Raw genomic sequence first — 20,963 nt, 5'->3', positions numbered from 1 at the left:
AATGACCGCTACCGTTTCACGCTTGGGCGCCGGCTTCGACGAGGCGCCGCTGACCCTGGTGCGCCGTCGCTGGCCAGTGGGCCTGCCGTTGCTGCTGCTGGTGGCCTTCGTCGGCTTGCCCTGGCTGGGCAACGACTACTGGCTCAACGCGATCCTGATTCCCTTCCTGGTGCTGTCGCTGGCCGGGCTGGGGCTGAACGTGCTGACCGGCTACACCGGGCAGACCTCGGTCGGTGCCGCCGGCTTCATGGCGGTGGGCGCCTTCGCCACCTACGGCCTGCTGCTGCGTGTGCCTGGGCTCCCGTTGCCGCTGGCGCTGATCGGCGGCGGGCTGATTGCCGGCCTGGTCGGCTTGCTGTTCGGCATTCCCAGCTCGCGGATCAAGGGTTTCTACCTGATGGTCACCACGCTGGCTGCGCAGTTCTTCCTCGAGTGGGTGTTCGCCAAGTTTCCCTGGTTCTACAACCATGCCTCGTCCGGCACCATCAGTGCACCGCGCCTGGAGTTGTTCAGCCACAGCCTGGCCTCGCCGGTCGGTCGCTACCTGCTGACCCTGAGCTGCGTGGTGCTGCTGACCTGGGTCGCGGTCAACCTGGTGCGCAGCCAGGTCGGGCGCAACTGGATGGCGATCCGCGACATGGATACCGCCGCCTCGGTCATCGGCATTCCAGTGGAGCGCTACAAACGCCTGGCCTTTGCCGTCAGCTCTTTCTACCTGGGCATCGCCGGGGCGCTCTGGGCCTTCGCCTACCTGGGCACGTCCAGTGCCGGCAGCTTCGACATCAACCGCTCGTTCCAGATCCTCTTCATCATCATCATCGGTGGCATGGGCAGTATCGCCGGCAATTTCATCGGCGCGGCTTTCATCAGCCTCACACCGATTCTGCTCAGCCATGCCGGGCAGTGGCTGTTCGGCGGCAACGTCGATGCCGGGCAATTGCAGAACCTGCAGAAGATTCTCTTCGGCTGCCTGATCATCTGGTTCCTGATCAAGGAGCCGGAAGGCCTGGTACGCCTGCTCGGCGACCTGCGCGAACGTATCAGGGTCTGGCCGCTGCGATTCTGAGCACGACCGCCGCTTTCCATCAACCTTGACCCGACCGCGGGAAAGGAGGTTTTCACCCCAGCACAAGAAGCTCACACCATGCGCAAACCCTTGCATCGCCACCTGCTCGTCAGCCTCTTCGTGCTCGGCGCCCAGGCCCTGTCGCCGGTCGTCACCCAGGCCGCCGACAACCAACAGTTCATTCCCATGGCCACCTACCGGGTCGGCGCCTATGCCTCCAGCGGGATTCCCTGGTGGGCCGGGGAGATCGACTATTTCCGCTACATCAACGAGGTGGAAGGCGGAATCAACGGCGTCAAGCTGGTCTGGCAGGAGTGCGAGACCGAATGGAACGTCGACCGTATCGTCGAGTGCTACGAGCGCTACAAGGATGGCAAGGATGGCGCACCGACGGCGTTCTTCTTCACCCACAGCACTCCGGGGTCCTATGCGCTGATGGAGAAGGGCGCAGCCGACCGCATCCCGTTGATCGATGGTGCCGGCGGGCGCACCGAGTCTACCGACGGCAGCGTGTTCCCTTATGCCTTCCCACTGCTGCTGAACTACTACGGTCAGGCCTCGGTGGGCATCAACTACATCGCCGAGCGCGAGGGCGGCTTCGACAAGCTCAAAGGCAAGAAGATCGTCACCGTCTACCACGACTCGGCGTACGGCCGGGAAACCCAGGCGCCGATGAAGCTGCTGGCGGAAACATACGGCTTCGAGAACATCCAGATCCCGGTGGCCGATCCGGGCAATGAGCAGTCGGCGCAGTGGCGCCAGGTGCGGCAGATCAAGCCAGATTGGGTGTTCCTGCGTACCTGGGGCGTGTCCACTCCGGTCGGCATAAAGACGGCTGCACGCTTCGGCATCCCGGTGGAACGCATCATCGGCGACGTCTGGGCCGGCTCCGAGGCCGACGTGCTTCCTGCCGGCGCGGCGGCCAAGGGCTATCAGGCCCTGGCGCCGTTCCCCGGTGGCGACGGTTTCGAGATTCACCAGCGCCTGCGCCAGCACATACTCGATGTCGGCAAGAGCGACCTGAAGGATAAGCGCTACTTCGGCAAGGTGTACTACAACATCGGCCTCATCAATGCCGCGATTGCCGTCGAGGCGCTGCGCACCGCCCAGGGCAAGTTTGGTCACCGCCCTCTCAATGGTGAGGAGGCGCGCTGGGGCTTCGAGCATCTGAATATCGACGCCGCGCGCCTCAAGGCCAGTGGCTTCGAAGGGCTGCTGCCGCCGCTGCAGCTGTCCTGCTCCGATCACGAGGGCGGTGGTGCGGCCCGCGTTCAGCAATGGGACGGAGAGAAATGGGTGCTGGTGACCGACTGGATCCAGGCCGACCGCACCACCTTGCGTCCGCTGATCGAGGCCAAGTCCGCCGCCTATGCCCAGGAGAAGGGCATCACCCCGCGTGATTGCGCCAACGAGCAATAAACCCCTATGACCTACGCCCGGCCACCGTCGCGTGGGCCGGGCGGCTGTGGAGAAAGACCATGCATGCAACCCTGAAACGCAGTATCGCCGCCTTCGGCCTGGCGCTCGCGAGCTACGCCGCGCTGCCGGTGGCGGCCCAGGCGGCCAATGAACAATTCTTCCCGCTAGCCACCTACCGAGTCGGTGCCTATGCCTCCAGCGGCATTCCGGTGTGGGCCGGGATGATCGATTACTTACGCTACATCAACGAAGTCGAAGGCGGCATCAATGGCGTCAAGCTGGTCTGGCAGGAATGTGAGACCGAGTGGACGGCCGAGAAGGGCATCGAGTGCTACGAGCGCTTCAAGAACGGCCTCAATGGCGCTCCGGTGGCGGTCTACCAGCCCAATGGTGCGCCGGCTGCCTATGCCCTGGCGGACAAGGCCGAGGCCGACCGGATTCCGCTGATCACCCTCGGCTATGGTCGTACCGAGGCCACCGATGGCCGCGTCTTTCCCTACAACTTCCCTGTGATGTTGACCTTCTACAGCGAGGCTTCGGCATTCATCAACTACGTGGCCGAGCGTGAGGGTGGGCTGGACAAGCTCAAGGGCAAGAAGATCGCCACCGTCTACCACGATTCCGCCTATGGCCGGGAAACCCAGGGGCCGCTGAAGCTGCTGGCGGAGAAGTACGGCTTCGAGAACATCCAGATTCCCGTCGCCGACCCGGGTAACGAGCAGGCCTCGCAGTGGCGCCAGGTGCGCCAGCTCAAGCCGGATTGGGTATTCCTGCGCACCTGGGGCGTGTCCACCCCGGTGGCGATCAAGACCGCGGCGCGCTTCGGCTTTCCGGTCGACCGCGTCATTGGCGACATCTGGGCCAGCTCCAATGAAGACGTGCTGCCGGCCGGCGAGGCGGGCAAGGGTTATCTGGCCCTGACGCCCTATCCGGGCGGTGCCGACTTCGACATCCACCAGCGCATCAAGGAACACATCCTCGACAAGGGCAAGAGCGACCTCAAGGATCCGAAGAGCTTCGGCAGCGTCTACTACAACTCCGGCCTGGTGAATGCCGCCATCGCCGTCGAGGCGATCCGCGCCGCGCAGAAGCACTTCGGCGCACGCCCGCTCAATGGCGAGGAAGGGCGCTGGGGCCTGGAGCACCTCGACCTTGACGATGCGCGGCTCAAGGCGATCGGTTTCCTGGGGCTGATGCAGCCGCTGAAGCTGTCGTGCAGCGACCACGAGGGTGGCGGTGCCGTCAAGGTGCAGCAGTGGGATGGCCAGCAGTGGAAGCTGATTACCGATTGGGTGCAGGCCGATCATGCCACCCTGCGCCCCCTGATCGACGCCAAGGCTGCCGAGTACGCGAAAGAGAAAGGCACGACGCCCCGCGTGTGCGACGCGCCGTGAGCGCGCGCTTTCCAGCTGCGACAGGGGCTTTGGCCGGAACCGGTACGGGCAACGCATTTCAAGGCTTGGGGGCGGCAGGCGCCGCCCGCTGAACGATGACCAGAGGGTAATAATCCATGACCAATGCGACGCTTCCAGCCGCCGTCAGCAGCGAACTGCTGGCAGTGGAGGACATCGAAGTGATCTACGACGGCACGATCCTTGCCGTGGCCGGTGTATCCCTGCGGGTCGGGCAGGGCGATATCGTCGCCTTGCTAGGCGCCAACGGTGCTGGCAAGAGCACCACGCTCAAGGCTATTTCCGGCCTGGTTCAGGCCGACCGGGCGCATGTCAGTCGTGGCCATATCCGCTTCCAGGGGCAGGACACCGCCGGTGTCGCGGCCAACCTGCTGGCACGCCAGGGTATCGTCCATGTGTTGGAAGGACGGCATGTGTTCTCCCACCTGACTATCGAGGAAAACCTGCGCAGTGGCGGCTTCCTGCGTAACCCGACGCGGCGCCAACTGGAGCAGGATCTGGAGCGCATCTATGCCTGGTTCCCGCGCTTGAAGACCAAGCGCAAGACTCAGGCTGGGCTGACTTCCGGCGGTGAGCAGCAGATGCTCGCCATCGGCCGCGCGCTGATGACCAAACCGCGCCTGGTGCTGCTCGACGAACCCTCGATGGGCTTGGCGCCGATCATCGTCGAGGAGATCTTCGCCATCGTCGCCCAGCTCAATGCGCAGCAGGGCGTGAGCTTTCTGGTGGCCGAGCAGAACATCAACGTTGCCCTGCGCTATGCGAGCCATGCCTACATCCTGGAAAACGGCCGGGTGGTAGGTGAGGGCAGTGCTGCCGAGCTGGCCGCGCGGGAAGATATTCAGCATTTCTACCTGGGCGGCAAGGGCTGACTGAGCGGTGGCGACGGCTGTGGAGCGGCGCAGTCATACCGCCTTTTACTGAGTAGGTGATGTTCCATTCAACGCGGCCCAGGCCGCGTTTTTTTCGCCCTGACGAAAGCGCTGTGGCGCCGGCAACAGCAGTTGTGCAGATTGCTTCGCAGACGGAGCATCATAGTGTTGAGGAAGTTGTTCAATTGCTTGAATAACAATGGTTTTTTTTTGTTGGCATGGTTGTTGGAACAACGGGATCTGCAGCGCCTGGAAAGGCGCCTACCTCGTCATTCCAAGGATCACTGCCATGCGCTCTACCGTTTGCTACAGAACAGCTCTTTCTCTGGCCATCCTGCTGGCCAGCCCCGCTTTTGCCGACAGCGATGATGAAGGCTTCATCGACGGCACGCGGGTCCATGTGCTCAACCGCAATTTCTTCTTCAGCCAGGACTATCGCAACGGCGACTTTACACTCAATCCCAATAATGGCGAGCGGCAGAGCCTGCATCGTGAATGGGGCCACGGCATCATCGCCAATCTGCAATCCGGTTTCACCCGTGGCACTGTCGGCTTCGGCGTGGATGTGCAGGGGCTGGTCGGGCTCAAGCTCGATGGCGGCAATGGGGCGGTCGGCAATGGTGTCGGCGTGCCTGGCATCGTGTCGCGCTCGGGGAGCAACTTCGATGGCGAGCCGAAGGACAGCTACGGCAAGGTTGGCACCGCGCTCAAGGTGCGCGCCTTCGACACCGAGCTGCGCTATGGCGACGTCAGCCCGACCAGCCCGGTGCTGCACGCCAGCGACATTCGCCTGCTGCCGCAGACGCTGCGCGGCTTCATCTTCAACAACAACTCGCTGGATGGCCTGAGCCTGCAGGGCGGCAAGCTGGAGTCGAGCAGTGACCGCAACGCCAGCAACCACCGTGGTGATCTCGGCACCGTCTATGCCGGGCGTATCAAGGGCGCCAACGATGTGGTGTACCTGGGTGGCGATTACCGGTTCAACGACCAGCTCACCTTGCGCCTGCACAGCAGCCGCCTCGACGACGTATGGAACCAGTCGTTCTTCAGCGTCGACCATGTGCAGCCGCTGGGTAGCGAGCTGAGCCTGAAGACCGGCCTCAATTATTACCGCACCCGTGACAGCGGCCAGGCGCTGGCCGGCCAGATCGACAACGACTCATGGAGCGTGCATGCCGGTCTGGCTGCCGGCGCTCATGGCTTCAAGCTGTCCTACACGCGCATCGATGGCGACACGCCGTTCGACTACGTGTGGAACACCTATGACCTGCAGCTGGATGCCGCCTCGCAGGTTTCCGACTTCAATAACCCCAATGAGCGAGCCTGGGAAGCCCGTTACGACTATGACTTCGCCCCGCTTGGCGTCCCTGGGCTGAGCCTGACGGCCCGCTACGTACGCGGTACCGACATCGACGGCACGCGCGCCGGTGGCGCTTACAGCTACTTCAATGGAACCGAGGACGGCCGCCACTGGGAGCGCAACCTGTGGCTGAAGTACGTGCTGCAGAGTGGGCCGGCCAAGGACCTCTCGTTCAACCTGATGCAGGCCACCCACCGCGTCGGTGGCGATCACGTCGCCGAGTCCAATGTCGACGAACTGCGCCTGATCGTCCAGTACCCGCTGGATATCAGCCTCTGAGCACCAGCTCACGGTCTCGCGAGATACCGCCATGCAACACCGATGGCGGCCTGGCAAAAACAGGCGAGGAGCGGTCGGCAGGTTCTGAGGCAAGTGTCCGCCCGGCAACAGCCAATCCACAGTTTGCCGCCACAGGTGCTTTTCCGATTATCTGAATTGCACGTCAAGTCATTGAATAAGAAGGATTTCCTGAGTTGGTACGGGCTGTGCACTAGCCCTGGGGAATCCATCACGCTTGGAGCAACACATGACCCAGTCACAACCCGCCGATCTGCGTGAGCAGGTCAGCTCGGCGCCACGGCGCCCGGCACAGATCATCCGTAGCGACGCCGAAGCCATCGAGGTGGCGCAGCGCTTGGCCGAGGATTTTGCCCGTGAGGCGGCCTGGCGTGATCGCGAGCGGCGCCTGCCCTGGGAGGAACTGGAGCGCTTTTCCGAAAGCGGTCTGTGGGCGATCAGTGTGCCCAAGGCGCACGGCGGCGCCGGGGTATCTTATGTCACCCTCAGCGAGGTGATCGCGACCATCTCCGCCGCCGATTCATCACTCGGTCAGTTGCCGCAGAACCACTTTGGTGTGCTCAGCAACCTCGGCCTGACCGGCAGCGAGGCGCAGAAGCACCGCTACTACGCCAAGGTGCTGCAAGGCTACCGTTTCGGTAACGCCTTTTCCGAGGCGCGCAGCCAGTACGTCACCACCTTTCAGACGCAGATCCGCTTCGACGGCGACAGCGCCGTGCTCGATGGCGAGAAGGCCTACTGCACGGGGGCGCTGTTCGCCCACATCGTCCCGGTCGCAGGGGTCGACGAGGAGGGCCGCCCGCACATCGCCTTCGTGCCACGCGATGCCGCTGGCCTGACGGTGATCGACAGTTGGGATGGCTTCGGCCAGCGCACTACAGCCAGCGGCCAGGTGCGTATCGAAGGCGTCCGGGTGCCAGCGAGCGATGTGATACCGGCCTGGAAGGCCTACGACCAGCCAACCGCTGATGGCCCGATCTCGCAGATCATCCAGGCCGCCGTAGACACCGGCATCGCCCGTGGTGCCTTTGCCGAAACCCTGCGTGTGGCGCGTCAGGCACGCCCCTGGGTCGACAGCGGCTTGCAGCATGGCTGGCAGGATCCACTTGGCCAGGCACTGATCGGCGAACTGGCCTGGCGCCTGCAGGCGGCCGAGGCGATCTTGCAGCGCGCTGCCGAGGCCGTTGATCGCGCCGTCGCCGAGCCTAGCGAAGAGCACGTTGCTGAAGCCTCAGTGGTGGTCGGCCAGGCCAAGGTGCTGTCTACCGAGATTTCCCTAGAGGCGTCCAGTCGCCTGCTGGAGCTGGGCGGCACGCGCAGCGTTTCGGCCAGCCAGGGGCTGGATCGCTTCTGGCGCAATGCGCGCACCCACACGCTGCATGACCCGGTGCGCTGGAAGTACCACCTGGTCGGCAATCAACTGCTCAACGGCATCAAGCCGCAACGTCATTCCTGGAACTGAGGTCACGCCATGTCCAACACCCATTCCCAAGGCCGGGGTGACCTGGCCCACGCCCGTCATGTCGAGGCAGCTCTGCTTGACTACCTGCGCGGGCAGAGTGCTCGCCATGAAGCGCTGGTCATCGCTGCAGTCGGCGAGTTGCGCATCCGTATCGACGCCGCCGACGCGTTGCTGGCACGCGCCGACGCCTCGCAGTCGGCCGCCATCGCTTTTCGTTTGGGCGCCGCCGAGGCCGCGCGCCTGGCCGCGCAGACGCATTTCGAACTGGTCGGCAGTAGTCTGCCGCGTCCACAGCCGGGCAGCGCCGAACCGGCACTGCCCACTCAACGGCGACTGCTCGGCGACCACTACCTCAACGGCGCCGCCTTGGCAGATGAGCAAAGGGCGCAGGCATGAGTCGAATCCTGACGTTGCTCACCGTTCTGGTGCTGACATTGGCGGGCGGCCTGGCACACGCCGAGGAGGAGGGTGAGGCCGTACCGTCGCTGGTCGGCAAGCGCATTGCCGTGAGCATGACCGGCACCAGTCATTACTTCGACATCAAGGCGTTCCAGGCGCAGGTCAATGAGATCAAGCGCCTTGGCGGCACGCCGATCACCCTCGACGCCGGGCGCAACGACCGCAATCTGGTCACACAACTGCACACGGTGGTAACGCAAAAGCCCGATGCGGTAATTCAGACCCTCGGTACCCTGAGCGTGATCGACCCCTGGCTCAAGCGCATCCAGGCAGCAGGTATCCCGCTTTTCACCATTGATGTGCCATCGCAGTACAGCCTCAACAACACCACCTCGGACAACGTCGCGGCCGGCCGCGCGTTGGCCGAACAGCTGGTGCGCGACACCGGCGGCAAGGGCCGCATCCTGGTGTTCAACGGCTTCTACGGGGTGCCGGTCTGTGCGATCCGCTACGACGAGTTGAAGAAGGTACTGGCCGATCATCCGCAATTGCAGATCGTCCAGCCGGAGCTGCGTGACGTGATTCCCAACACCGTGCAGGACGCCCGCAGCCAGATCGCCGCGCTCCTGAACAAGTACCCCAAGGGCGATATCGCCGCCATCTGGTCAGCCTGGGACATCCCTCAGCTCGGCGCCAGCCAGGCGCTGATCGACGCCGGGCGCAGTGAAATCCGCACCTATGGTGTGGACGGCACGCCGGAGGTACTGGAGCTGCTCGCCCATGACGATTCGCCCATCGGCGCGGTGGTTGCGCAGCAGCCCGACCTGATCGGCCGCACCGCCGTGCGCAACGTTGCCCGCTACCTGGCCGGCCAGCGTGATCTGCCGAAGGAAACCCATGTCGCCGCGCTATTGACGACCCGCGACAACCTGGCTCAGGTCAAGCACCTGCGAGGTGACCAATGAGTGACAACGACTGCTCCGGCATGTCCCGGCGCTGCCTGCTCGGCGCGTCCTCGGCGATGCTCGCTCTCGGGCTTGCCGCACCATTGACCCGCGCCATGGCGGCTGGAGCCGACAGCGGTGCCGAGGCCAGTGCCACAGTACCTTCGCTGAAGGGCAAGCGCATCGCCATCAGCACCGTGGGCACCAGCATCTACTTCGACAGCCGGGCCTTCAAGGCGCAGGTCGAGGAAGTACAGCGCCTGGGCGGCACGCCGATCACCTTGGATGCCGGGCGCAACGACAAGGCCATGGTGACCCAGTTGCAGAATCTGGTGACGCTGAAGCCCGATGCAGTTATTCACACCCTCGGCACGCTGAGCATCATCGAGCCCTGGTTCAAGCGCATCAGCGCCGCCGGCATCCCGCTGTTCACCATCGAGGTGCCGTCGCAGTACGCGGTCAATACGATTTCCGCAGACAACTGGAGCACGGGTTTGCTGCTGGCCAAGCAGTTGGTGGCCGATCTGCGCGGCAAGGGCAGGGTGCTGCTGTTCAATGGCTTCTATGGCGTGCCGAGCTGCGGCATTCGCTATGACCAGTTGAAGCTGGTGAGCAAGTTCTACCCGCAGATCGAGTTCATCCAGCCGGAGCTGCGCGACGTGATTCCCAACACCGTGCAGGATGCCCGCAGTCAGGTTGCCGCCTTGCTCAACAAGTACCCCAAAGGTGAGCTCGACGCGATCTGGGCGGCCTGGGATCTGCCGCAGCTCGGTGCCAGCCAGGCGCTGATCGAAGCCGGACGCAATGAAGTGCGCACCTATGGCGTCGACGGTACGCCCGAGGTGCTGGAATTGCTGCGCCAGCCCGGCAGCCCGGTGGCTGCAGTGGTGGCGCAGCAGCCTGCGTTGATCGGCCGTACGGCGGTGCATAACGTCGCCCGCTACCTGGCCGGCGAGCACGATCTGCCGCCCGAAACCTTCGTCGAGACCCTGCTGACCACGGCGGGCAACGTCGATGACGTCAAACGCATCCGAGGCGACGCATGAGTACGCCGGTGCTGGAGCTGCGTGGCATTGTCAAGACCTTCGGTGCCACCCGGGCGCTCGACGGCGCCAGCCTGCGGGTGGCGGCGGGCAGCGTGCACGGTCTGGTGGGCGAGAACGGCGCCGGCAAGTCTACGCTGATCAAGGTGCTGGCCGGCATCCACCGCCCGGACGCCGGCAGCCTGCTGCTCGACGGCCAGCCGCACGGGCATTTCAGCCCGCGCCAGGTGGAGCGCCTGGGCATTGGCTTCATCCACCAGGAACGCTTGTTGCCGGCCCGTTTCACCGTGGGTGAAGCCTTGTTCTTCGGCCATGAACGGCGATTCGGGCCCTTGCTCGATCGCCGCTCTCAGCAGCGCGAGGCCGCGCGTCTGCTGGACGACTACTTCGGCCTGCGACTGCCGGCGAATGCGCTGATCGGTGAACTGAGCAGCGCCGAGCAACAGATGGTGCAGATCGTCCGCGCGCTGCTGATCAAACCGCGTGTGCTGGTGTTCGACGAACCCAGCGTGGCCCTGGTGCAGCGTGAGGTGGAGCGTTTGCTGCGGATCGTCCAGCGCCTGCGTGACGATGGCCTGGCGATCGTCTACATCTCCCATTACCTGCAGGAAATCGAGGCCCTGTGCGACCGCGTGACGGTACTGCGCAACGGTCGCGATGTCGCTGAAGTCTCCCCGCGCAACACGTCGCTGGAGCAGATCACCCGCCTGATGGTCAACCGCGAAGTCGGCGAGCTGTACCCCAAGGTAGCGGTGCCTGCCGGTGCGCTGTTGCTCGACGTGCGCGGGCTGGGGCGGGCACGGGCCTACCAGGGCATCGACCTGCAGGTGCGCCGTGGCGAGATCGTCGGCCTCACCGGGCTGGTGGGCTCGGGCGCCAAGGAGTTGCTACGCAGCCTGTTCGGCCTGGCGCCACCGGACAGCGGCGAGGTGCGCCTGGACGGGCAACCGTTGTCCTTGCGCAGTCCGCGCGAGGCTGTCGCCCAGGGCGTCGCGCTGATGCCCGAGGAGCGCCGTCGGCAAGGCGTGGCGCTTGATCTGAGCGTGCAGGAGAACACCACCCTGGCGGCACTGTCGCGCTTCGTCCGCCTGGGGCTGCTGTCGCCGGCGCGCGAGCGGCATACCACCCTGGAGCTGATCGAGCGCCTGAGGATCAAGGCCCATGGCGCGCATGCCAAGGTGCGTCAGCTCAGCGGCGGCAATCAGCAAAAGGTGGCGCTGGCCAAGTGGTTCGCGCGGTGTTCCAGCCTGTACCTGCTGGACGAGCCCAGCGTTGGCATCGATGTTGGCGCCAAGGTGGAGATCTATCGGCTGATCGGTGAACTGGTGAAGGAGGGCGCCGGGGTGCTGATCCTCTCGTCCGACCTGCCGGAGTTGATCGGCCTCTGCGACCGCATTCATGTCATGCACCGCGGCGCCATCGCCGCACGTTTCGCCGCTGGCGAGGCGAACAGTGACCGCCTGCTGGCGGTGGCTACCGGCGCGCAACGCGCGCAGAACGAGGAACGACCTTTCTATGCCTATGCCATTGCTATCTGATGCCTTCCACCCGCGATTCGCGCAGTGGCTGCTGCGCCGTGGCGCGCTGCTGGCCTTCGCCGCGATCCTGCTGGCCTTCGCCCTCAGTGCGCCGAACTTCCTCACCCTGAGCAACCTGGTCAATGTGCTAGCTCAGTCGGCGATCCTCGGCAGCCTTGCCTTCGGCCTGACCACGGTGATCATCGGCGGCGGCTCGAACGTGGTGTCCGGTGGGCTTGATCTGTCGCTGGCGGCCAACCTCGGGTTGTCCGCTGCGGTCTATGCCAGCCTGAACAACGCCGGTTTCGGCGATGTTGTCAGCATCGCCGCGACGCTTGGCACTGGCCTGGCCATCGGCACGCTGAATGCGCTGGTGGTGGTCGGTTTCCGTTTGCCGCCGCTGCTGGCGACCCTGGCCACGATGAACCTGGTGGCCGGGCTGGAACTGGTGCTGACCGAAAACACCGTGCTGCCCAGCACTTCGCCGTTGCTGGAAGGGCTGGCTTTCGGTAGTTGGGTCGGCGTGCCAGCCCTGGCCTGGGTGCTGCTGGCGGTCGGTGGCGTGCTGATCGTGTTGACGCAGTACACGCCATTCGGCCTGCGTCTGTACGCCATCGGAGAATACCCGGAGGCGGCTAATGCCGCTGGCCTGTCGGTGCGTGGCTACGTGTTCGCCAGCTACCTGATCAGCGGTCTGTGCGGCAGCCTGGCCGCGTTTTGTTCGGCGGCCTGGTTCAGCGGCAGCACCACCGGTTCCGGCGAGATGCTGCTGTCCGTGGTGGCCATCGCTTTTCTTGGGGTGATCTTCTCCCAGCGTCTGCAGCCGAGCATCGGCGGCACGCTGCTGGCAACGTTGCTGGTCGGGGTGCTGATCAACGGCTTCCAGCTTCTGAATATTTCCAGCTTCTGGGTCGACGGCGTGCAGGGTGTCCTGATCCTGCTGGTGGTGGCCCTGTCCGGTTTGCGCAACAAGGAGGCCTGAGATGTCCGATTCGTTATCCGCCCCGCAGCCTGCCGGTCTGACCGGGCTCTCTGGCCGGGCGTTGCTGCGCCTGGTCATGCCGACGCTGTTCGCCGCCGTTCTACTGTTCTTCGCGTTGAAGGCACCCGGCTTTCTCACCGTCGGCAACCTGTCCAGCCTGTTATTGAACAATTTCGTGCTGCTGGCCATCGTCGCCATCGGCATGACCTACGCCATCGCTGCGGGTGGCATCGACCTGTCAGTCGGCACTGCGCTGGACTTCTCGGCGCTGACCTTCGTCCTGCTGCTCAATGCCGGCTTCGGGCTCTATGTCGCGATTCCCGGTGGGCTGCTGGCTGGCAGCCTGGCCGGGTTGTTCAATGCCGGGCTGATCGCCGGGCTGCGTATTTCCCCTTTTCTCGCCACCCTTGGCACGCTGTTCATTGGCAGCAGCGTGCAAAAGCTGCTTTCCGAGGGCGGACAACCGATCTACCTGGAGGCGCAGGTACGCAGCGGCTTGGCCACTGAGCGCATGCTCGGCGTGCCGCTACCCTTGCTGCTGGTCGCACTGTTGGCGCTGGTGTATGGCGTGGTATTGGCGCGTGGCCGCTTAGGCCGGGAGATCATCGTCCTTGGCAGCCAGCCACTGGTGGCGCGTTATTCGGGCCTGGCGCAGCGACGTATCGCTGCCCTGGTGTTCATCGCCAGTGCCTTTGCCAGCGCGCTGGCGGGCATTCTGCTGCCGGCCACGGTGAACGCCTACGCGCCGATGTCCGGCAATGCCTTCCTGATGAATGCCATCGGTGCGGTCTTCATCGGTGCCACGTTGAGCCTGCACAACCGGGTCAACGTACCCGGTACACTGCTCGGTGTGCTATTTCTCAACGTAACGGCCAACGGTCTGCTGCTGATCGGCTGGAATTTCTTCTGGCAGCAGGTGGCCACCGGCGTTCTGATTCTCTCGGTTCTGCTGTTCAGTTTTGCCAGTCGGCGACTCGGCGCTGGATAGTTCTGGCGTTCCGGGCGGAACGCCAGTGTCGTGACGAGGCCTGGGGTATGCCCCAGGCCATGCTTTCAGGACTGCTTGGCACCGCCACCGATCTGCCATACATAGGGCGGCTCGCTGCCATTGACGTGCCAGTCGCCGATGATGCGTTCCTTGTAGATCACCGGGTTGTGCGAGGCGGCAGTACGGGCGTTGCGCCAGTGGCGATCGAGCTGTTTGGTGGTGCTGGTACCAGAGGCGCCGAGGGTGTTGAACAGGTCGCTGGTGGCACGTAGCACCGCTTCGATGGCCGCCACCTGGGCCTGGGCCGATTCCAGTTCGGCGGCGATGTTGGCCTTGCGCTCGGCGTTTTCGTCATTGCCGAAACGCGCCAGGTAGGCTTGCTGCGCGGCTTCGCTGGCGCGCAGGGTGCCTGCCTCGGCGGCATAGATCAGCCCGGAGGCCTTGCCGATAACCTGCAATACCTGTGGGTCCTCGCTTACCGCTGCGCCATTGCCATGGCTGAACACGCGCGTGCGCTTGCGGGTTTCCTGGCTGAAGTCACGCACGGCGGCGCGGCCGGAACCGACGATGACGGCGAGCAGCACCAGTTGGTAGAACGCCGTCTGGTATTTGAAGCGGGTGGCGAAGTCGATGATGTTCTCTTCCTCGACCACCGCGTTCTCGAACACCGAGGTGCCGCTGCCGGTGGTGCGCTGGCCAAAACCATCCCAGTCGTCGCTCTGGGTGATGCCGGGTTGGCGGGTACGGATCGCTGCGATCACGTCGCCACCGGTGTCGTCTCGGCGGGCGAACAGGTCGATCCAGTCGGAGAAGAGGCTGCCGGTGCTGTAGTACTTGGTGCCATTGACCACCCACTGATCACCCCGGCGCGACACCCGGGTGCTGACGTCGCCGATCTTCACTGCGCCCACCTCCGTCCACGCGCAGCCCACCAGATCGCCGTCGACGAAGCGTTTGAACCAGACGTCCTGTGGTGTGCTGGCATGGGCGTTGAGGCGATCCTCGACGAAAGCAAAATGCCCGCGCAGTGCCTGCGGCACATTGGAGTCGGCTTCGGCCAGTTCGATCAGCAGCTGGAACAACTGTGGCAGGGAAGCGCCGGCACCGCCCTGTTCGACGGGTACACGCACGGCGCCGAAGCCGGCGTCCTTGAGCCACTGGATGGGCTCATGGGGCAGGGTGCGGTCGCGCTCGCGTGCCACGCTGGATTCGGCGATGCGGGTAAAGATGGGGCGGAAGCGGGCGGCAAGGGATTCGTAGTGGGTACCGGTAGACAGGTGGGGCAGTGGGGCTTGGGCGGTCATCGCAGTTCTCCTCGATTGATGCGATTGCTGACGGTGACGCTCTCGCAAACTTCGTGCCTTGCAGTGAATTCCTTTTAAATCAACGGGTTGTGATCATTCTGGTGGGGCGGGCTGTTCGCTCGCCGACAGCTTGCTGAATGACTGTTGGTGGGCGGTCAATTGCGTTTTCCGGGGCAACTGTTGGCCGAGGGTCAGTGGTTCAACAGCTTGTTGGCCAAAAGACAGTTCAGGCTGCTAGCGCTATCGTTCAAGTACTTGAATTTAAAGGTTTTTATGGGTTGGCACGGTTGCTGCTGAAGCTCCCTCAGGTAATGCCCGCTGGGCAAGGAGGGATGAGCATGAACGCACGTGTTATCAGGGTCGTGGTGGTGTCCGGCAGCCTGCGGGCCCCATCACGCACCCATGGTCTGCTGCAGGCCCTGGTGGAGCGGCTGCCGGCCGTGTTGCCGAAGCTGGAGGTGCACTGGGTGCGCATCGCCGAACTGTCCGCCAGCCTGGCCGGTTCGCTGGAGCGCGATAGCGCCTCGGCTGACCTGCAACCGCATTTGCAGGCCATCGAGCAAGCCGACCTGCTACTGGTCGGCAGCCCGGTGTATCGCGCGTCCTACACCGGTTTGTTCAAGCACCTGTTCGACCTGGTCGATCACCAGTCGCTCAAGGGCGTGCCCGTGGTGCTTGCCGCCACCGGTGGTAGCGAGCGACATGCCTTGATGATCGATCACCAGTTGCGCCCGCTATTCGCTTTCTTCCAGGCCCACACCCTGCCGTACGGCCTGTACGCCAGTGTCGAGTCTTTCGACGATCAGCGCCTGGCTGACCCTGCGCAGTTCGAACGGATCGAGCGGGTACTCGATACCGTCGGCGCCTTCTTTCATATCCCGGTCGCCCGCGCGGCCTGACTTTCCGAGTTACAGGAGACATCGCCATGAGCCAACCGATCAAATTCGCCTACTGGGTTCCTAACGTCAGCGGTGGCCTCGTTGTCAGCAAGATCGAACAACGCACCAGTTGGGACATCGATTACAACCGCAAGCTGGCGCAGATTGCCGAGCGTTCCGGGTTCGAGTACGCGCTTTCGCAGATCCGCTTCACCGCCGGCTATGGCGCTGACAACCAGCACGAGTCGGTAACCATCAGCCACGCGCTGCTGGCCGCCACCGAAAAACTCAAGGTGATCGCCGCGATCCTGCCCGGACCCTGGACGCCGGTATTGGCAGCCAAGCAATTGGCAAGCATCGACCAGTTCACCGCGGGCCGCATCGCCATCAACGTGGTGTCCGGCTGGTTCAAGGGCGAGTTCCGCGCCATCGGCGAGCCATGGCTGGACCATGATGAGCGCTATCGCCGATCCGAGGAGTTCATTCGTGCCCTGAAGGGCATCTGGACCCAGGACAATTTCAGCTTCCACGGCGATTTCTACCGTTTCAACGACTACACCCTCAAGCCCAAGCCGCTGCAGCAACCGCACCCGGAAATCTTCCAGGGCGGGAGCTCGCGGGCCGCGCGCGACATGGCCTCGAAGGTCTCCGACTGGTACTTCACCAATGGCAACAGTGTCGAGGGCATCAAGACCCAGGTCGACGATATCCGCACCAAGGCAGCGGCCAACGGGCATTCGGTGAAGGTCGGGGTAAACGCTTTCATCATCGCCCGCGACACCGAGGAAGAGGCCCGCGCGGTGCTGGCAGAGATCATCGCCAAGGCCGACCCGGAGGCGGTCAACGGCTTTGGCAGTGAAGTGAAGAACGCCGGTGCGGCCAGCCCGGAAGGCGAGGGCAACTGGGCCAAGTCGACCTTCGAAGACCTGGTGCAGTACAACGACGGCTTCAAGACCAACCTGATCGGTACGCCACGGCAGATCGCCGAGCGCATCGTCGCGCTCAAGGCGGTCGGCGTCGACCTGATCCTCTCCGGCTTCCTGCATTTCCAGGAAGAGGTCGAGTACTTCGGCAAGCATGTGTTGCCGCTGGTGCGCGAACTGGAGCAGGAGCAGCATGCCTCCCTCGCTGTGGCCTGAGGTGCGCGGCCATGCATGAGGCGCTCGCGAACAACCTGCCGGCCAGCTTGCTGGCCCGGGCACATCAACGTGGGGCGGACGTTGCGTTGCGCCACAAGCGTCTAGGCCTGTGGCAGGCGCGCAGCTGGGCGCAACTGCTGGCCGAGGTGCAGAGCCTGGCCACCGGGCTGCGCGAGGCCGGCTTCGCGGCCGGCGACAGCCTGCTGATCGTCAGCCGGCCGCGCCCTGAGGCGCTGCTGGCAAGCCTGGCGGCGCAGTGGCTGGGCGGCGTCGCGGCACTGCTCGATCCGCTGATGCCCGACGCGGAGCAACTGACGCTGTTGCGTGAACTGCAGGCCGGTTTCGTCTTTGCCGAAGGTCAGGAGGAGGTCGAGCGGGTGCTGGCGAGCGGTCATGTACCGGCATTGCTGTTCTACGCCGATGGCCGTGGCCTGGCGGATTCCGGGTTGCCGAATTACGCTCGCCTGGCCGCGCAGCTGCCCGATCCTGCCTTGGCGGTGAAGGCGCAGAGCGAGCGCCCAGCGTTCAGCTTTCACCGGCTGGATGCCGATGGCCAACTTCAGCAGCACGGGCTCAGCCATGCCGAGGTGCTGGGCGAGGGGCGTCGGCTGGTCGAACAGGAGCGCCTGACGGCGGCCGAGGAAGCCTTGGCCTCCCGCAACTTCGCCACCAGCGGCCAGGCCCGCTACCTGCTGGCGCCTTGGCTGCTGGCAGGCTTTCGGATGAATTTTCCGGAGAGCCTGGCGACCCGCGACACCGACCGCCGTGAACTCGGCCCGACCCTGGTACTCGGCACCCACGACAGCTACGGCCGCCTGTATGCACTGGCGCAGCAGCGTCTACCGCTGCCGGGCAGCCTGCTGCGGCGCTGGCTGGACTGGGCGCTTGACGCGCGCGGTGGGTTGCTGCGCAACGGCCTTGGCCACGTGTTGCTGCGTCGGCCGCTGGGCGATGTGCTGGGCCTGAGCCGCACCCGGGTGCCGCTGCTGGTCGGTGAGGCCCTGCCGGGCGAGGTGCAGGCGTTCTTCGCCGCCCTTGGGGTGGCGCCGCGTATCTGGCGGGAGGCGCCCCGCTGGCAGGCCGTGCGCAGCCCTCGTTCATCCCTCGCTGCTCGGTCGCAAGGCCGGGTTCAGCCCGTCTGAGGAGCGTTCATGTCGAATTTACCGTTGCTGGAACTGGAGGGCATCAGCCTTTCGTTCAAGGGTGTGAAGGCCATCAGCGACATCGGCTTCAGCGTCGCCGAAGGCGAGATCTGTGCGCTGATCGGGCCCAATGGCGCGGGCAAGAGCTCGCTGCTGAACATCATCAATGGCGTCTACCGGGCGCAGCAGGGGCGTATTCGTTTTGCCGGGCAGCAGCGTCGGGTGATGCACCCACATGCAGCGGCACGCGACGGCATCGCTCGCACCTTCCAGAACATCGCGCTGTTCAAGGGCATGAGCGTGCTCGACAACGTGCTCACCGGGCGCAACCTCAAGCGCCGCAGTTCCTGGCTGGAGCAGGCGTTGCGCATCGGCCGCGCGCCGGGCGAGGACGATCGCCAACGCGCCGCCGCCGAGCGGGTAATCGAGTTTCTGCGCATCCAGCCGTGGCGTGACGAAATCGTTGGCACCTTGCCCTATGGCCTGCAGAAGCGGATCGAGCTGGCCCGTGCGCTGGCCGCCGAGCCTCGCCTGCTGCTGCTCGACGAGCCGATGGCCGGGATGAATGCCGAGGAGAAGCGCGAAATGAGCCGCTTCATCGTCGAGATCAACCGTGAGTTCGGCATGACGGTGGTGCTGATCGAGCACGACATCGGCGTGGTCATGGGCATTTCCCACCATGTGGTGGTGCTCGATTACGGCCGCAAGATCGGCGACGGCTCCCCCGAGCAGGTTCGCCGCAACCCCGACGTGATCGCGGCCTATCTGGGTGTACGCCCGGCGGCGGCTTCGGGGCTGTTCCCACACAGGAGCGCGACATGGCATTCTTTTTCGAAGTGCTGATCGGTGGCCTGCTGGCCGGGGTGATGTACTCCCTGGTGGCCATCGGTTTCGTACTGATCTACAAAGCCAGCGGTGTGTTCAACTTCGCCCAGGGGGCGATGGTACTGTTCGCCGCGCTGACCTTCGTCAGCCTGCTGGAGCGCGGCGTGCCGTTCTGGCTGTCCTTTCTCGTCACCCTGGCGACGATGATCGCCCTGGCGCTGCTGATCGAACGGGCGGTACTGCGGCCATTGGTCGGGCGTTCGCCGATAACCCTGTTCATGGCCACGCTCGGCCTGGCCTACATCATCGAGGGCGCCGCCCAGGCCTTATGGGGCGCCCAGGTTCACGGCCTGGAGCTGGCCATCAGCGACGCCCCGCTGGAGCTGGGCGGCCTGCTGCTGTCGCAGTTCGACCTGTTCGCCGCCGCAACGGCGGCGGCCCTGGTGGTGCTTCTGTCCTTGCTGTTCAACCGCACGCGCATCGGCCTGGCGCTGCGTGCGGTGGCCGACGATCCCCGCGCGGCGATGAGCGTCGGTATCCGCCTGCCGAGGGTGTGGGCGGTGGTCTGGGCGGTGGCCGGGTTTGTCGGGTTGGTGGCCGGGCTGCTCTGGGGCGCACGCCTGGGGGTGCAGTTCTCGCTCTCGCTGGTGGTGCTCAAGGCCCTGCCGGTGCTGATCATCGGCGGTTTTACCTCGATCAGCGGGGCGATCGTCGGCGGCCTGATCATCGGCGCTTCGGAGAAGCTCGCCGAGGTGTATTTCGGGCCGCTCATCGGCGGCGGCATCGAAAACTGGTTTCCCTATGTGCTGGCCCTGCTGTTCCTGCTGGTGCGTCCGGCTGGGCTGTTCGGCGAGCGCGCCATCGAGCGAGTCTGAGGAGCGTCGATCATGCTGTATCGAGAAGCGGGTCAGTTCAGCGTGCGTTACGCCGACGACCGTCGATTCTTCCGCCTGCGCCAGGATCGGCTGGGCTTGGCGGCCTTGGTCCTGTTTGCCTTCATCGGTGTGCCACTGCTGGGCAACGATTACTGGTTCAGTGCCATCCTGATTCCATTTCTACTGTTGTCGCTGGCCGGCCTCGGGCTGAACCTGCTGACCGGTTATGCCGGGCAACTGTCGCTGGGTTCGGCGGCGTTTATGGCAGTAGGTGCCTTCGCGGCCTATAATTTCGAGCTGCGCGTGGCGTGGCTGCCGCTGCTGGCCAGCCTGCTGCTCGGCGGCCTGGTGGCGGCGCTGGTGGCCGTGGTGTTCGGCCTGCCAAGCCTGCGCATCAAGGGCTTCTATCTGCTGGTGTCGACACTGGCGGCGCAGTTCTTCGTGCCATGGGCGCTGACCCGCTTCAGTTGGTTCAGCAACGACAGTGCCTCGAGGGTGATCAGCGCGCTGTTCTGGCTGGGCGCCAACCTGGTGCGCAGCGAACTGGGGCGCAACTGGATGGCGGTGCGCGACATGGACACCGCCGCCGCAGTGATCGGCATCCCCCTGTTGAAGACCAAACTGCTGGCTTTTGCCATCAGCGGCTTCTACCTCGGCGTGGCCGGTTCGCTCTGGGCCTTCACCTACCTGGGCACGGTGGAGCCACACGGCTTCGACCTGAACCGCTCGTTCCAGATCCTGTTCATCATCATTATCGGCGGCCTGGGCAGCATCCTCGGGAACTTCCTCGGCGCCGCCTTCATCGTGCTGTTCCCGGTGCTGCTGTCGAACCTGGCCGGGTTGCTGCCGACTGGGCTGATCGATGCCGGGCAGATAGAGAACCTGCAGAAGATTGCCTTCGGCACGCTGATCATCATCTTCCTGATCAAGGAACCGGAGGGCCTGGCGCGCCTCTGGCAACGCTTTCGCGAGCGCGCTCGGCGTTGGCCGTTGCGCTACTGAGCGAACCTTCGCACCGGGCTTCGCCCGCCTTATGCCA

General features: G+C 64.6%; 19 protein-coding genes. 18 read left to right on the top strand and 1 reads right to left on the bottom strand.

Translation table 11 applies throughout. The features are described 5' to 3' along the window. The first annotated feature begins 1 nt into the window (after position 1). The 12 genes from LU682_RS16875 (at position 2) to LU682_RS16820 (ending at position 13,761) form a co-directional block, all read left to right on the top strand. Entirely contained in the window at positions 2-1,066 is a 1,065-nt protein-coding gene (locus LU682_RS16875; protein WP_010953662.1) for a branched-chain amino acid ABC transporter permease, read from the top strand. Positions 1,067-1,144: 78 nt separating this feature from the next. Then, positions 1,145-2,485, top strand: a complete 1,341-nt coding sequence (locus LU682_RS16870; protein ID WP_010953663.1) for an ABC transporter substrate-binding protein — start codon at positions 1,145-1,147, stop codon at positions 2,483-2,485. Positions 2,486-2,544: 59 nt separating this feature from the next. Then, complete coding sequence (locus LU682_RS16865; RefSeq protein WP_010953664.1) at positions 2,545-3,879, top strand: ABC transporter substrate-binding protein; 1,335 nt, start codon at positions 2,545-2,547, stop codon at positions 3,877-3,879. Between the two features lie 116 nt (positions 3,880-3,995). Further along, positions 3,996-4,769: an ABC transporter ATP-binding protein gene (locus LU682_RS16860; protein ID WP_010953665.1), complete on the top strand. Its 774-nt coding sequence runs from the start codon at positions 3,996-3,998 to the stop codon at positions 4,767-4,769. Between the two features lie 289 nt (positions 4,770-5,058). Further along, positions 5,059-6,408, top strand: coding sequence for an OprD family porin (locus LU682_RS16855; protein ID WP_049586229.1), 1,350 nt, complete (start codon positions 5,059-5,061; stop codon positions 6,406-6,408). A 247-nt stretch (positions 6,409-6,655) separates the two neighbouring features. Next, positions 6,656-7,888 (top strand): SfnB family sulfur acquisition oxidoreductase, encoded by a 1,233-nt coding sequence (locus LU682_RS16850; RefSeq protein ID WP_049586227.1) that lies wholly within the window; start codon positions 6,656-6,658, stop codon positions 7,886-7,888. Between the two features lie 9 nt (positions 7,889-7,897). Further along, positions 7,898-8,284 carry a hypothetical protein gene (locus LU682_RS16845; RefSeq protein ID WP_010953668.1) on the top strand — a complete coding sequence of 129 codons (387 nt, stop codon included), beginning with the start codon at positions 7,898-7,900 and terminating at the stop codon, positions 8,282-8,284. Beyond that, positions 8,281-9,252: a sugar ABC transporter substrate-binding protein gene (locus tag LU682_RS16840; protein WP_010953669.1), complete on the top strand. Its 972-nt coding sequence runs from the start codon at positions 8,281-8,283 to the stop codon at positions 9,250-9,252. The genes LU682_RS16845 and LU682_RS16840 overlap by 4 nt, the downstream gene beginning before the upstream one ends. Then, on the top strand, positions 9,249-10,277 hold the full coding sequence (locus LU682_RS16835; protein WP_010953670.1) for a sugar ABC transporter substrate-binding protein: 1,029 nt from the start codon (positions 9,249-9,251) through the stop codon (positions 10,275-10,277). The genes LU682_RS16840 and LU682_RS16835 overlap by 4 nt, the downstream gene beginning before the upstream one ends. Then, the gene (locus LU682_RS16830) at positions 10,274-11,812 is read left to right on the top strand and encodes a sugar ABC transporter ATP-binding protein (RefSeq protein WP_010953671.1); all 1,539 of its coding nucleotides are present in this window, start codon (positions 10,274-10,276) and stop codon (positions 11,810-11,812) included. Before LU682_RS16835 ends, LU682_RS16830 begins: the two co-directional genes overlap by 4 nt. Beyond that, complete coding sequence (locus tag LU682_RS16825) at positions 11,796-12,773, top strand: ABC transporter permease (protein ID WP_049586224.1); 978 nt, start codon at positions 11,796-11,798, stop codon at positions 12,771-12,773. The genes LU682_RS16830 and LU682_RS16825 overlap by 17 nt, the downstream gene beginning before the upstream one ends. A 1-nt stretch (position 12,774) precedes the next feature. Beyond that, the gene (locus tag LU682_RS16820; RefSeq protein WP_010953673.1) at positions 12,775-13,761 is read left to right on the top strand and encodes an ABC transporter permease; all 987 of its coding nucleotides are present in this window, start codon (positions 12,775-12,777) and stop codon (positions 13,759-13,761) included. Positions 13,762-13,826: 65 nt separating this feature from the next. Here LU682_RS16820 and LU682_RS16815 read toward each other — a convergent pair whose 3' ends face one another. Continuing rightward, complete coding sequence (locus LU682_RS16815; RefSeq protein WP_010953674.1) at positions 13,827-15,065, bottom strand: acyl-CoA dehydrogenase family protein; 1,239 nt, start codon at positions 15,063-15,065, stop codon at positions 13,827-13,829. Between the two features lie 338 nt (positions 15,066-15,403). Here LU682_RS16815 and msuE point away from each other — a divergent pair, with 338 nt between their 5' ends. Genes msuE through LU682_RS16785 form a run of 6 tightly spaced genes read left to right on the top strand, consistent with a single transcriptional unit; the run spans position 15,404 to position 20,926 of the window. Next, positions 15,404-15,964 (top strand): FMN reductase, encoded by a 561-nt coding sequence (msuE, locus tag LU682_RS16810; protein ID WP_004576525.1) that lies wholly within the window; start codon positions 15,404-15,406, stop codon positions 15,962-15,964. A gap of 26 nt (positions 15,965-15,990) precedes the next feature. Beyond that, a complete protein-coding gene (sfnG, locus tag LU682_RS16805) occupies positions 15,991-17,082 on the top strand; it encodes a dimethylsulfone monooxygenase SfnG (protein ID WP_010953676.1) in 1,092 nt (363 codons plus the stop codon). Between the two features lie 11 nt (positions 17,083-17,093). Continuing rightward, the gene (locus LU682_RS16800) at positions 17,094-18,224 is read left to right on the top strand and encodes an AMP-binding protein (protein ID WP_010953677.1); all 1,131 of its coding nucleotides are present in this window, start codon (positions 17,094-17,096) and stop codon (positions 18,222-18,224) included. 9 nt (positions 18,225-18,233) lie between these two features. Next, positions 18,234-19,067 (top strand): ABC transporter ATP-binding protein, encoded by an 834-nt coding sequence (locus LU682_RS16795; RefSeq protein ID WP_010953678.1) that lies wholly within the window; start codon positions 18,234-18,236, stop codon positions 19,065-19,067. Then, positions 19,043-19,924, top strand: coding sequence for a branched-chain amino acid ABC transporter permease (locus tag LU682_RS16790; protein WP_010953679.1), 882 nt, complete (start codon positions 19,043-19,045; stop codon positions 19,922-19,924). The genes LU682_RS16795 and LU682_RS16790 overlap by 25 nt, the downstream gene beginning before the upstream one ends. A 12-nt stretch (positions 19,925-19,936) precedes the next feature. Further along, positions 19,937-20,926 carry a branched-chain amino acid ABC transporter permease gene (locus tag LU682_RS16785; RefSeq protein WP_060488900.1) on the top strand — a complete coding sequence of 330 codons (990 nt, stop codon included), beginning with the start codon at positions 19,937-19,939 and terminating at the stop codon, positions 20,924-20,926. Positions 20,927-20,963: the final 37 nt, after the last annotated feature.

This window comes from Pseudomonas alloputida (assembly GCF_021283545.2).
Classification (GTDB): Bacteria; Pseudomonadota; Gammaproteobacteria; order Pseudomonadales; family Pseudomonadaceae; genus Aquipseudomonas; species Aquipseudomonas alloputida.
This window is presented reverse-complemented; position numbering and strand designations above follow the sequence as displayed.

Excerpts from the sequence above, each read along its gene's own strand:
- LU682_RS16875 (WP_010953662.1), top strand. The coding sequence starts at position 2 with ATGACCGCTACCGTTTCACGCTTGGGCGCCGGCTTCGACGAGGCGCCG.
- LU682_RS16870 (WP_010953663.1), top strand. The coding sequence starts at position 1,145 with ATGCGCAAACCCTTGCATCGCCACCTGCTCGTCAGCCTCTTCGTGCTC.
- LU682_RS16865 (WP_010953664.1), top strand. The coding sequence starts at position 2,545 with ATGCATGCAACCCTGAAACGCAGTATCGCCGCCTTCGGCCTGGCGCTC.
- LU682_RS16860 (WP_010953665.1), top strand. The coding sequence starts at position 3,996 with ATGACCAATGCGACGCTTCCAGCCGCCGTCAGCAGCGAACTGCTGGCA.
- LU682_RS16855 (WP_049586229.1), top strand. The coding sequence starts at position 5,059 with ATGCGCTCTACCGTTTGCTACAGAACAGCTCTTTCTCTGGCCATCCTG.
- LU682_RS16850 (WP_049586227.1), top strand. The coding sequence starts at position 6,656 with ATGACCCAGTCACAACCCGCCGATCTGCGTGAGCAGGTCAGCTCGGCG.
- LU682_RS16845 (WP_010953668.1), top strand. The coding sequence starts at position 7,898 with ATGTCCAACACCCATTCCCAAGGCCGGGGTGACCTGGCCCACGCCCGT.
- LU682_RS16840 (WP_010953669.1), top strand. The coding sequence starts at position 8,281 with ATGAGTCGAATCCTGACGTTGCTCACCGTTCTGGTGCTGACATTGGCG.
- LU682_RS16835 (WP_010953670.1), top strand. The coding sequence starts at position 9,249 with ATGAGTGACAACGACTGCTCCGGCATGTCCCGGCGCTGCCTGCTCGGC.
- LU682_RS16830 (WP_010953671.1), top strand. The coding sequence starts at position 10,274 with ATGAGTACGCCGGTGCTGGAGCTGCGTGGCATTGTCAAGACCTTCGGT.
- LU682_RS16825 (WP_049586224.1), top strand. The coding sequence starts at position 11,796 with ATGCCATTGCTATCTGATGCCTTCCACCCGCGATTCGCGCAGTGGCTG.
- LU682_RS16820 (WP_010953673.1), top strand. The coding sequence starts at position 12,775 with ATGTCCGATTCGTTATCCGCCCCGCAGCCTGCCGGTCTGACCGGGCTC.
- LU682_RS16815 (WP_010953674.1), bottom strand. The coding sequence starts at position 15,065 with ATGACCGCCCAAGCCCCACTGCCCCACCTGTCTACCGGTACCCACTAC.
- msuE (WP_004576525.1), top strand. The coding sequence starts at position 15,404 with ATGAACGCACGTGTTATCAGGGTCGTGGTGGTGTCCGGCAGCCTGCGG.
- sfnG (WP_010953676.1), top strand. The coding sequence starts at position 15,991 with ATGAGCCAACCGATCAAATTCGCCTACTGGGTTCCTAACGTCAGCGGT.
- LU682_RS16800 (WP_010953677.1), top strand. The coding sequence starts at position 17,094 with ATGCATGAGGCGCTCGCGAACAACCTGCCGGCCAGCTTGCTGGCCCGG.
- LU682_RS16795 (WP_010953678.1), top strand. The coding sequence starts at position 18,234 with ATGTCGAATTTACCGTTGCTGGAACTGGAGGGCATCAGCCTTTCGTTC.
- LU682_RS16790 (WP_010953679.1), top strand. The coding sequence starts at position 19,043 with ATGGCATTCTTTTTCGAAGTGCTGATCGGTGGCCTGCTGGCCGGGGTG.
- LU682_RS16785 (WP_060488900.1), top strand. The coding sequence starts at position 19,937 with ATGCTGTATCGAGAAGCGGGTCAGTTCAGCGTGCGTTACGCCGACGAC.